Consider the following 11,779-nt stretch of genomic DNA (forward strand, 5'->3'; position numbering starts at 1 on the left):
TTATAAAATTGATATGCCAAATATAGTTTTTAAGAAAAATAATCAGTAGTGTAAAGATCTATAAGTTATGATGAATTGATTTTTAAATGCATATTTTATTGAAAAAATCAAAACTTTAATAAATATCACTACATTTGTAGTGATAAATGATTTAACCTTTATCCATAAAATTCATCTTTATAAAAAGTGTAACAAAAACCAATAACCATTAACTAATTGAGCAAATAATAAGTATGAAAAAAATATTTCCTTATTTCTGATGCTTTTCTTTACGGTGCTTACTTTCGCACAGAAAACGGTTTCAGGAAAGATCACTGATGATGACGGAGTGGCGATACCAAGTGCCAGTGTGACGATAGAAGAGCCTGGAAAAGATGCTATTCTGGCTTACGGAATTACGAATTCCAAGGGGAATATAAAGTGACCTTTACTTCAGCAGAATCCAATGTGGATCTTAAAGTGAAGGCCTTTAACCAGAAACCCCTTACAAAACAGATCAGCAACAGCGACCAGACCCTGAATTTCAAAATGCAGTCTGAAGCAACAGAAATTAAAGAAGTACAGCTGAAAACGAAAATGATCACCGCAAGAGGAGACACGATCTCTTACGATCTTAAAGCGTTCAACAGCAAAAACGACAGAACCCTGGCAGATGTAATGAAAAAGATTCCGGGGATTGAAGTCAACAATGACGGAACAATTCTGTACCAGGGGAATGCCATCAATAAATTTTATGTCAACGGAAAAGACCTTATGGAAGGAGGTTATGGAACCATCAACAACTCTCTTCCAAAGGATGCGGTACAGAAAGTAGAAGTTCTCGAAAATCACCAGCCGGTAAAAATCCTGCAGGATAAAGTACCTTCAGATCAGGCAGCCATCAATATCAAGCTGAAAAATTCTGTAACCATGACAGGTAGAGGAGAAGTGGGATCCGGTTTCGGAGATCCATGGCTTTGGAATGTAAAACTGACTCCCATGTTTTTCGGGCAGAAAAGCCAGTGGGTGGTCAATTATAAAACCAATAATATGGGTGAGCAGGTGGAAAATGAAGGAAATATTCTGGCATTCGGAAGCTCATGGGAAGGAAGAAGAAGTAATATTTCTCAGAATAACTGGTTGAGTGTAGAGAATGCAGAGACTCCTAACCTTCCGGTAAAAAGATATTTAATGAACAGTGTTCATTACCTTTCTGCAAATTACCTTACCAATATTGATAAAAAGAAAGAATGGGAGCTTAAGGCCAATGCAAACTACACTAATAACGCAGTAGAAAGAGAATCAAATAGTGTTACCAGAGATATCCAGCAGGGAACACAATACACAACAAGGTTCCTGAATAATTTCTATACGGATAAACTAAAAGGAGAATTGATCTTTACAAAAAATGCTAAAAAAGGGTTTTTTAAAAATACAACTACATTTTCACAGTTTTGGAACGGGGATAGGGCTTTTGCAGAAAGAAATGATAAAAATGGTTACAGGATAGGAAATGAAGCTTTGGAATCACCCACAACATCTTTCCAGAACTCTCTGAGTACCATTATTCCATGGAAGGAAAAAATGGTAAACTTTAAATCTTATATTAATTATCAGAATGACAGGCAGACCTTAGAAATTTCTCCAGCCGATTATTTGCAGTTTCCTTACAAAGAATCAAATAGTACAGACTTAACTACTATTAAATTCACGCCAGGAAGTACTGTTTTGCAATATTTCAGAATTAAATCTTTAGATACTTCGCATTCTGCAAATATCAGTTTTTCTTCTAAGGGTTGGACTTTTACACCGCAAGTAGGACTCGACTTTTCAACAGATAAACTGATAACAAATTTCGATGGAAGTACAGTTAATGACAAACCAGACTTTGCGACATTAAACTACGAAAATGACTTAAAGTTTACGAGAATTAATCCATCTGCTTCAGTGGGAATTAATTATAAATCTGAATCATGGAGCTTATTTTCAAGTTTCCCTGTTAATTTTAATAATATCAAAGCTGAAGATGCTTTCAGAAATGTTTCGAAATCTCTTAGCAAAGTAACATTTACTCCTAATATTTTTGCACAATATTCATTTGCTTCATTCTTCAAAGCCAGTGTGAATGGAGGAATCAGTAACAATTTTGGAGATATTCAGACTGCTTATGCCGGCTATATTTTAATAAGTCCAGGTGGATTTAATAAAATGAATCCTAAAAATCCAATACCTGAAACCAATACAAAAAATGGAGGATTGCGATTGGAGTACAGAAATCCGCTGAATAATCTATTTTTTAATGTAGGCTATAGGCTAAGTGATACAAAAAATAACCTTTTGGCTTCAAGCATAGTTAACGAATCAGGATTTAGTGAAATTGAGTATATAGAAAAAGAAAACAAAAGAACAAACAACAGTTTATATGCAGAAATTGGAAAATATTTTCCGAAGTTTAAAACCAATGCATCATTCAGCTATAATAATAGCATCTCAAAATCTCAATCTATAAGAAACACAGATCTTATTGATACTAAAACTAATGGTAATACATTAGGATTTAAATTCAATAATACCTATTTCTCGTGGATGAGTGTTGATTTCAATATGACCAAATCATGGAATAAGCAAAGTAATGGAATCATTCAGAATGATCTTGGTAAAACGGAGGGATATACTCATAATTTAAATGTATTTTTCTATCCTTTGGAAAATCATACTATTGGTTTTTACTGGGATCAGATCAATTCAAAATTAGGGCAAACAAAATTAAACAATGGGTTTTTTGATGTTTCATACCAATTCAGCTGGTCTAAGAAAAAAGTTGATTTTGAATTAAAATGGATGAATATTGCAGATAGAAAAGTATTTGAAAAAATAAATGTTGGGGATGCAACTATTACCCAGACAACTATGCAACTCCGCCCAAGCCAGGTTATGCTAACCGTAAAATTCAACTTTAAATAAAATAAAAACCAATCCGCATGGATTGGTTTTTTGTTGAGATATACTTAGATAGTAATTAAAAACTTTGCTGGTCTGCTGAAGGCCCATAGCTTCCCGGCAAAGGAATATTATTCAGTCTGTAATATACGCCCAGCTGAGCCCTGTGATGGGTAATCTGGTTTAAAGCGTGGCGTATGGCCCCGTATTTACTCCAGCTTGCCAGTTCATGGCCGTCATTTTTAATGGTCCAGCTTGGTTTCAGATCCTCTTCAGTACTGTTTTCCAATGCTGTCTTTGCTGACTGATAGTCTTCTTCCAGCTTTTTCATAAGATCATCTTTGGTGGAAAGAACTGTTGGTTTGTAGTCTCCTTTGGCAAAATCAAGTTCGGAAGTCTTCAAAATAGTATTCGGCCATTCAAAAACTTCTACAAGGTGTGTGGCAAGAGGCATCATTTTCATGCTTTTTTCATGGGGAGCATAATCATTTTTCCCTCAGGGAATCGTTCAATAAATTTTTTTGTGGTTTGGAATTCTCCCTCCAGTTCGGATTTTAATTGAGATAAAGTATCCATAATATTTTGTTTTTTAGAAACTTAAAGGTAAGCGTTTTAAAAATGAAAATGTTTTAAGAGAATCATAATTTTTTAAGTTGTAAAGATTGAAACGGAAGAATATTTTTTACTGGAAAATAAAATTTGAAAAAAATTGTAACAAAATAAAACATGCGGTTACTAATTATATAAACTTGTTACAATGAAAAAGTTATTCTCCATATTTCTTATTGCACTTTTTGCTTTTGCAGGAGCTCAGGAATCTAAAGAGACAGCCAACCGTTTCTTTTATGAACTGACTTTTAAGCCTAAGAAAGATTCAGCGAAACTGGATAAGATTATTACCATTCTTGATATCACACCCAAAAAATCAATTTATCAGGATTATACTATGCCGGCTCAGGATTCTATCATTAAAGTACAGATAGAAGAAATGGAGAAGACCAAGTCTTTTAAAGATATGACTAAGCTGATAAAATGGCCGAAATTCTCTTATAAGATTATTAAAAGTTATCCGGACATGAAGGTTCAGTATGTAGACAGAATCAGCAGAAACCTGTTCTCATATGAGGATGATCCGAAATTACAATGGAGCATTTTGCCAGATAAACAAAAAGTAGGAGAATATAATGCTCAGAAAGCAACTACTGAATTTGGTGGCAGAAAATGGACAGCATGGTTCAGCTCAGATATTCCTTTTCAGGATGGACCGTATAAGTTTAAAGGTCTTCCAGGTCTGATTGTAAAAATTGAAGATGCTGATAAAAACTATTCTTGGCAACTGAGCGGAAATAAGAAGATCGAAAACTATGATGAATTGTCATATGCAGATAAGATCAATGCTAAAATGGGAATGATGAGCAATACAATAACTCCTACATCTAAAGAAAAGTTCTTGAAATCTTATGAAGGATACAAAGCAGATCCTTTCGCTGAATCTCGTCCATATATGACAGCAGAAAATATGAGCAGGCCAATGCCTGGAACAGATGGAACAGTAGGAGACTTTATGAAAAGACTTGAAAAACAGGTGAAAGATTTCTTCGGATCCAATGACAATCCAATAGAAAAAGAACAACCTTCTGACAAGAAGAAGAAATAGACTTCATATCAACTAAATTATATTTTGAATCACCCCAGATACAGCAATGTGTTTGGGGTGATTTCTTTTATGATAAAACGTTATTTAGATTAAATTTAAATAGCGTATATTTGCAGGACTAAAAATTAGGCTTTGAAAGAGAACGGATTACATAAATTAAGTGGATTCCCTAAAAATAAAATGGGGAAGATATTGGGATATGATAACGACCATCTTAAAATGCCCAATAAAATTATTGAAATGGGACTTCTTCCGGAAACCACTTTCAGGATTTTGTATCAGGCTCCGTTCAGCGGCCCCATGTATGTAGAGTTTGGAGCTGAAAAAAGCCGGATTGCTCTTCGTGAGGAAGAAGGAGATTACATCATTGTTGAAGAATTGAATTAATGCAGGAAAACAAGAAAAAACAGATACTTTTAGTCGGGAATCCTAATGTAGGGAAGTCAACGGTTTTCAATACACTTTGCAACAAAAAGCAGAAAACCGGAAACTACGCCGGCGTTACCGTTGCCAGTCATTCGGGGAACTATGTTTATAAAAACGAAGAAGTGGAGGTGATAGACCTTCCGGGTTCGTACAGCGTATACCCGAGTTCAGAAGATGAAGCTATTTTTTCCAAATACCTGATTGACGAGCAGGAAAACTATGCGGGGGTTGTTTATATTCTTGAAGCATTAAGTTTAAAAGGGGCCTGCTTCTGTTTCAGCAGATCCAGGACCTCGGAATTCCGATGATTCTGATTGTTAATCAGATTGATCAGGCAGAAAGAAGAGGTATTACTATAGATATTCAAAAGTTTTCAGAAGCACTGGGCATTAAAATTATTCAGACCAATGCCAAAGAGCAAATAGGAATTGATGCAGTAAGGGAAGCCGTTTACAGCAATGAATTTGTAAAAACAGATAAAGTTTCTTTTGAAACACCAAACGAACATAGGGATTTTATTCAGAAGCTGGCAGCCCATAAAGGTTTTGACAATGAATATAAAGCCTGGATGAGCCTCTCATTGGGGACAGATCTCGGAAGAATAGGCTCGGTAATGGAACTGCTCAATGAGCCTGATTCCAAAAGTCTGGTTCCTAAAAGATTACAGGTTCAGGAAACTGTCAGAAGATATCAGAATGTAGACAAAATCCTGGCTGATATTATTTCTAAAAAAGCTCAGTTCAAAGAATTAGTTACTGAAAAGCTGGACAAAGTTTTAGTTCATAAATTCTGGGGATACGTAGTCTTTTTAGCGATTCTCCTGATTATTTTCCAAAGCGTTTTCTTCCTGGCAGAATATCCGATGAGCTGGATTGAAGATACTTTCTCCTGGCTGGCCGCATTTACAAGCGAGCATCTTCCCGAAGGACCAATTAATTCATTGATTTCAAATGGAATCGTTCCCGGAATAGGAGGAATCGTAGTTTTTGCACCACAGATCGGAATCCTGCTGTACTTCCTTTACCTGCTGGAAGATTCCGGATATATGGCAAGGGTTGTATTTCTGATGGACAGACTGCTGCGTCCTTTCGGGCTAAACGGTAAAAGTATCGTTCCGCTTGTATCAGGTACTGCCTGTGCTATCCCGGCAGTGATTTCTACCAGAAACATTGAGAATGTGAAAGAAAGGCTGCTGACGATATTGGTAACACCCTTTATGACATGCTCGGCAAGACTTCCTGTATACAGTATCATCATCGGACTGATTATTTCAGAAGGAACATTTTTAGGAATAAAATATAAAGCACTGGTCTTAATGGGAATGTACCTTCTGGGCTTCCTGGTCGCTTTATTCTCAGCATCAATTCTTAAAAGATTTATTAAAAGTAAAGGTAAAACCTATCTCGTAATGGACCTTCCGGCCTATAAAAAACCACTTTTCGGATATGACTTTAAAATGGTTTTAGGAAAAGTATGGGATTTCATTACCGGAGCCGGAAAAATAATCTTTATTGTCAGTATCATTATCTGGTTCCTGAGTTACTTCGGGCCAAGCCAGAAAGCAGATCAGTTCGTCGCTACCGATGTTCACCTTGATCATTCTTACCTTGCGAAAATGGGTAAAGGAATAGAGCCTGTTATTGCTCCGCTCGGCTACGACTGGAAAATGGGGTAGGAATCCTTACCAGCTTTGTGGCAAGAGAAGTTTTCGTAGGCACAATGTCTACACTTTACAGTCTTGAAGATGATGCCCCGGAAGTAAAAGTAATTGATAAAATGAGAAGAGATGTAAAGCCCAACGGAGAAAAAGTTTTCAGCTTTGCAACCGGAATTTCGGTTCTTCTTTTCTACGCATTTGCAATGCAGTGTGTTTCTACACTGGCAGTAGTCTACAGAGAAACCAAAAGCTGGAAATGGACCGGCTTTCAGGTGGTCATGATGACAGGTTTGGCATATTTTGTGTCGATGATAGTATATCAGATTTTAAAGTAATGGACTCATCATTAATCATTCAGTATGTACTTGTTATACTCATTGTAGCATTCGCCTGCTACTCTCTGTTTAAAGTACTAAAAAAGAACTTTGCTCCTAAGAAATTCAGTTCCAAAAGAACCCACTGCGATAAAGATTGCGGCTGTTCTTAATATTGGGTTCATCGGATAATTAAAAAAAATGTAGTAATTTCATTTTTCTAATGTAAATTATTAATTTGAATTTCTTAAAGACAGGATTACCGATATTATTTTCTTTATTTGTCCTTCAGGTAAAGGCACAGTCAGATACTGTCAATACCAAGTCTTATGCAGACCAGGTAATGATTCGTGTCAATCTTGATACTAATATTGAGAGCTATGTTTTTTCAGCAGGAGAAGGTAAGGATGCGTTCAGGATGGACCTGTCAATCAACAATAAAACGAAAACATCCCTTTCTGTCGATTATAGAATCATAAGTGCGACGGTATCATTTGCGCCCAGGTTTTTAGACGGAAATAATGATGATGAAATGAAAGGAAAAAGTTCTTATACCGATCTAAGCTTCAGATTTTTTCCCGGAAGATTTATCCAGAACGTTTATTATAAAAATGTAAGGGGCTTTTATGTAGAAAATATGAAAGACCTTTCCCCAGGATGGCAGGAAGGACGAGATCCGTACATTCAGTTTCCGGATCTGAGGGTGCAAACCTTTGGCGGTTCAACATCCTATATTCTCAAGGAAAATTTTTCAGCAAGAAGCATCTACACCCAGGGAGAATGGCAGAAGAAAAGCAGTGGCAGCTGGATTCCGTTTGTGGATTATGATCTTACCATTTTCAGAAATACAATTGACGGCGTCAAAAGCAAGGAAATACAGTATAATATCGGAGGAAATATCGGGTATTTCTATAATTGGGTGATTGGAGATAAGGTTAATATTTCACCTTATCTGACCGTCGGGATCGGAGGAAAGTTCTCCAGCTACACGGATATTGAGAACGGGAGTGCTAAAAAAAATGCGCAGTATGCAACCATAAGAATGCAGGGAGGCCTTCATATAGGCTATAATACTGACCGGTTTTTATTCGGAGGTAAAATGAATTTTAAAAGCTATGCATACGACCAGAAAGATAACCAGACTGTGGAAAATAATAACCTTTATGGACTGTTATATATAGGCTATCGCTTTGCACCACCGAAAGTTGTAAAAAATACCTACGATAAAATTCAAAAAAAGATTCCCGTTCTATAAGTTCAAAGGTCTTTTAAGTATCTTTGCGATGGAAAATTTAGAAAAACAAAATAAAAAACATCATGTCATTAATAAAATCTATTTCCGGAATTCGCGGAACCATTGGAGGAAGAGTAAATGATAACCTGACACCGCTGGATGTGGTAAAATTCGCATCCGCCTTCGGAACATGGCTTCAGAATAATAAAAACAAAAAAGATCTTACCCTTATCATTGGAAGAGATGCCAGAATTTCTGGACAGATGGTTTCTTCCCTGGTTACTGCTACTTTGCAGGGACTGGGAATAAATGTAATAGATCTTGGTCTTTCTACCACGCCAACTGTTGAAGTAATGGTTCCTGAGCTGAATGCAGACGGAGGAATCATCCTTACTGCTTCCCATAATCCAAAACAATGGAATGCCCTTAAATTATTAAACGAAAAAGGAGAATTCATCAGCGGGGAAAATGGAGCAGAAGTACTGGCTTTGGCAGAAAGTGAAGACTTCAACTATGCAGAAGTAGACGATCTTGGGAAATATGAAACAAGAGATGATGCTTTTGATATTCATATCCAGCAGATTCTGGATCTGCCGATGGTAGATGTGGAAGCAATCAAAGCGAAGAAATTTAAGGTGGTTCTGGATGCTGTGAACTCTACAGGAGGAATCGCGATTCCTATGCTTTTGGATAAATTAGGCTGTGAAACCATCAGATTGTATTGTGAACCAACCGGACACTTTCCACATAATCCTGAACCTTTGAAAGAACATTTGGGAGATATCTGTGAGCTGGTAAAAAAAGAAAATGCAGACTTAGGAGTAGTGGTAGATCCGGATGTAGACCGATTAGCCCTTATTGATGAAAAAGGAGAAATGTTCGGAGAAGAATATACGCTGGTAGCCGTTGCTGATTACTTATTGAAACATAAAAACGGAGTGGCTGTTTCCAACCTTTCTTCAAGCCGAGCTTTGAGAGATGTGGCACATGCACACAACTCAGAATACTTTGCAAGCGCAGTAGGGGAAGTAAATGTAGTTACTCTGATGAAAGAGAAAAACGCAGTGATCGGAGGAGAAGGAAACGGAGGAATTATCTATCCAGATTTACATTACGGAAGAGACTCTTTAGTAGGAGTTGCCCTGTTCCTGACTCATTTAGCCAAAGAAAACAAAACCGTTTCTGAACTAAGAGCAGGCTATCCAAGCTATTTTATGGGTAAAAAGAAAATAGAACTTACGCCGGAGATTGATGTAGACGCTATCTTAAGTAAAATGGAACAGGAATATCAGAATGAAGAAGTTTCTACTGTTGATGGTGTTAAAATAGACTTTGAAAACAATTGGGTTCACCTTAGAAAATCCAATACAGAGCCAATCATCAGAATTTATACTGAAGCTAAATCTCAGGAAGAAGCAGATCAGTTGGGAGATGATATCATTGCAAAAATCAAGAGTTTAATCTAAAAAATATACGAAGAACGGACAATGCGTCCGTTCTTTTTTATATCAGGAATGTTTGAACATATCAAAGACAGGTTTCCTTTCCCCAAAGAAAAATGGAGAAAATTTGTAAGCGGCTTCGAACGTATGGAAGTTCCTGCCAAAACTTTGCTTTTACAGGAAGGGGAGATTTCCTGTAATGCCTATTACATAGAAAAAGGAATGGCAAGAGCCTGGTATAATAATGACGGAAAAGACGTAACATTCCAGTTTTTCTTGAAAATACGATGTTTTCTTCCCTTGAAAGCTTTAAAAAAGGCTCGCCAAGTATGGTATCGTTCGAGACCATAGAACCTTGTATTTTATATAAAATCAGCAGATCTGATGTGGAAGCTTTCCTGGAAGAAGTTTATGAAAAACCCGAACTCAGAAATCTCTTTATGGATGCTCTTTTTGAAAGAATATTTGATTATATGAAGCATTTCTTTTCATTCATTAAAGACACACCGCAGCAACGATATTTGAATCTGGTAAAGCAAAAACCGGAGATTATCAAAAGAGTCCCCCAGCATTATATTGCCTCCTATCTCGGTATTACCACCGTACATCTCAGCAGGATCAAAAGCAAAATATTGAAAGAAAGACTGGAATAAGCAGGAAGATGGAAGCCGGAAGTTTAAAAAGAAACTGCATAAATTCTGACTCATCTTAAATGCAATGTTCGCAAAGAATAATAGGTATTGTTGAAAATGTTCGCAAAGGCGTTCCTCTCAGTGATGTTAATTGTTATTTGCTGAACGAAGTGCCCTTGCGAACAAATTAATACTTGCTCTTCTATTTCCTGGCGTTCTCTGCGTTTTAATCTATTGCCCGCTTATAAACTTCCAGCCTTCTGCTTCCGGCTTCCTTTCTTAAAATGATAACAAATGTTATCGTTCCATAGCATTCACTCCTCATAATTTTGTTTAAAAATTAAAAGAATGAAAGCAGCAGTAGTATTTGAAAAAGGAAATATTCCTCAATACACCGATTTTCCTGAGCCTGAAGCACAGGAAAATGAAATTATAGTTACAGTGAAAGCCGCGGCTATTAAAAACCTTGACAGAGCCAGAGCTGGTGGAAATCACTATTCAACAGATAATCAGGAACACCAGCCAACAATTATCGGGACAGACGGAGCAGGATATCTGGAAAACGGAAATAAAGTCTATTTTTTCAGTAAAAAAGGAACCGTAGCAGAAAAAGCAGCAGCAGATAAAAAAATGATCATTCCGATTCCTGAAAAACTGGATTTCTCTATAGCAGCTGCATTGCCCAATGCGGTGATGGGCTCTGCAATGGCATTAAAATTCAAGGCGGGATTACGACAGGGTAATACTGTTCTGATCAATGGGGCAACAGGAATTACGGGTAAAATTGCGGTTCAGGTTGCCAGGCTATACGGAGCGGGTAAGATTATCGTTACCGGAAGAAATGAAGAATCGCTTTTAGCTTTACGTGAATTAGGTGCCGATGAGGTGGTTTCTCTCAAACTGGAGGAACATGATTTTAAGCAAAAAATAAAAGAAATTCACAGGGAAAGGCCTATAGATATTATTTTGGATTATATCTGGGGACATTCCGTAGAAATGATATTATCTGCCCTTAAAGGAGATGGCAGCTTTTCCCATAAAACAAGGCTGGTAAACGTAGGAGGAATGAGCGGAGATGTCATTCAGCTGTCTTCACAGGTTCTGCGGGGGACTGATATTCAGATTTCCGGATCGGGATTGGGAAGCTGGACGAAGGAAGAAACAGTACTTTTGTTCTCAGAAATTATTCCCGGAATGTTTCAGGCCGCCGTAGATGGAAAAATAAAAATGGAAACACAGGACATTGATATTAAAAATATCGAAACTGTATGGAACGCTGAGATACAAAGCGGAAAACGCCTGGTCATAAGAATTTAACCCCAATTTCCGTTTTTTTATCCACAATCCTTTTATCGGTTTTCTTTTTTTACTATTTTTATAATAGAAATTTATGAAATGGAAAATTCAAAAAAAGTTGCAACTTTGCATAAATATTTGAATATCAGTTTCAGATGTATTATTAACTAAACGTTTGCCGAGGTTTGTAAGTAAATTCAGA

8 protein-coding genes and 2 pseudogenes are annotated in these 11,779 nt (G+C 36.9%); 9 read left to right on the forward strand and 1 reads right to left on the reverse strand.

What is annotated here, in order from left to right:
- The first annotated feature begins 259 nt into the window (after positions 1 to 259).
- A pseudogene (locus OWR28_RS23885) lies at positions 260 to 2,943 on the forward strand (hypothetical protein).
- 55 nt (positions 2,944 to 2,998) lie between these two features.
- Here the strand turns inward: OWR28_RS23885 and OWR28_RS23890 are convergent.
- Entirely contained in the window at positions 2,999 to 3,376 is a 378-nt protein-coding gene (locus OWR28_RS23890) for a damage-inducible protein DinB (RefSeq protein ID WP_332388796.1), read from the reverse strand.
- A 300-nt stretch (positions 3,377 to 3,676) separates the two neighbouring features.
- Between OWR28_RS23890 and OWR28_RS23895 the strand changes: the two genes are divergently transcribed.
- The 8 genes and pseudogenes from OWR28_RS23895 to OWR28_RS23930 all read left to right on the forward strand — a co-directional run bounded on the left by OWR28_RS23895 (position 3,677) and on the right by OWR28_RS23930 (position 11,598).
- The gene (locus tag OWR28_RS23895) at positions 3,677 to 4,576 is read left to right on the forward strand and encodes a GLPGLI family protein (protein WP_332388797.1); all 900 of its coding nucleotides are present in this window, start codon (positions 3,677 to 3,679) and stop codon (positions 4,574 to 4,576) included.
- A 132-nt stretch (positions 4,577 to 4,708) separates the two neighbouring features.
- Positions 4,709 to 4,963 carry a FeoA family protein gene (locus OWR28_RS23900; protein ID WP_332388798.1) on the forward strand — a complete coding sequence of 85 codons (255 nt, stop codon included), beginning with the start codon at positions 4,709 to 4,711 and terminating at the stop codon, positions 4,961 to 4,963.
- Positions 4,963 to 6,994, forward strand: a pseudogene (feoB, locus tag OWR28_RS23905) (ferrous iron transport protein B). Before OWR28_RS23900 ends, feoB begins: the two are co-directional and overlap by 1 nt.
- A 217-nt stretch (positions 6,995 to 7,211) precedes the next feature.
- Positions 7,212 to 8,228, forward strand: a complete 1,017-nt coding sequence (locus tag OWR28_RS23910; protein ID WP_332388799.1) for a DUF4421 family protein — start codon at positions 7,212 to 7,214, stop codon at positions 8,226 to 8,228.
- A gap of 62 nt (positions 8,229 to 8,290) precedes the next feature.
- On the forward strand, positions 8,291 to 9,673 hold the full coding sequence (gene glmM / locus OWR28_RS23915) for a phosphoglucosamine mutase (RefSeq protein WP_332388800.1): 1,383 nt from the start codon (positions 8,291 to 8,293) through the stop codon (positions 9,671 to 9,673).
- A gap of 48 nt (positions 9,674 to 9,721) precedes the next feature.
- Positions 9,722 to 10,000 (forward strand): hypothetical protein, encoded by a 279-nt coding sequence (locus OWR28_RS23920; RefSeq protein ID WP_332388801.1) that lies wholly within the window; start codon positions 9,722 to 9,724, stop codon positions 9,998 to 10,000.
- Positions 9,979 to 10,302, forward strand: a complete 324-nt coding sequence (locus OWR28_RS23925) for a hypothetical protein (RefSeq protein WP_332388802.1) — start codon at positions 9,979 to 9,981, stop codon at positions 10,300 to 10,302. The genes OWR28_RS23920 and OWR28_RS23925 overlap by 22 nt, the downstream gene beginning before the upstream one ends.
- Positions 10,303 to 10,629: 327 nt before the next feature.
- Positions 10,630 to 11,598 (forward strand): zinc-binding alcohol dehydrogenase family protein, encoded by a 969-nt coding sequence (locus OWR28_RS23930; protein WP_332388803.1) that lies wholly within the window; start codon positions 10,630 to 10,632, stop codon positions 11,596 to 11,598.
- The last annotated feature ends 181 nt before the right edge of the window (positions 11,599 to 11,779 follow it).

The organism is Chryseobacterium sp. 1B4 (genome assembly GCF_036631475.1).
Lineage (GTDB): Bacteria > Bacteroidota > Bacteroidia > Flavobacteriales > Weeksellaceae > Chryseobacterium.

Excerpts from the sequence above, each read along its gene's own strand:
- OWR28_RS23920 (WP_332388801.1), top strand. The coding sequence starts at position 9,722 with ATGTTTGAACATATCAAAGACAGGTTTCCTTTCCCCAAAGAAAAATGG.
- OWR28_RS23895 (WP_332388797.1), top strand. The coding sequence starts at position 3,677 with ATGAAAAAGTTATTCTCCATATTTCTTATTGCACTTTTTGCTTTTGCA.
- OWR28_RS23925 (WP_332388802.1), top strand. The coding sequence starts at position 9,979 with ATGGTATCGTTCGAGACCATAGAACCTTGTATTTTATATAAAATCAGC.
- OWR28_RS23930 (WP_332388803.1), top strand. The coding sequence starts at position 10,630 with ATGAAAGCAGCAGTAGTATTTGAAAAAGGAAATATTCCTCAATACACC.
- OWR28_RS23890 (WP_332388796.1), bottom strand. The coding sequence starts at position 3,376 with ATGATGCCTCTTGCCACACACCTTGTAGAAGTTTTTGAATGGCCGAAT.
- glmM (WP_332388800.1), top strand. The coding sequence starts at position 8,291 with ATGTCATTAATAAAATCTATTTCCGGAATTCGCGGAACCATTGGAGGA.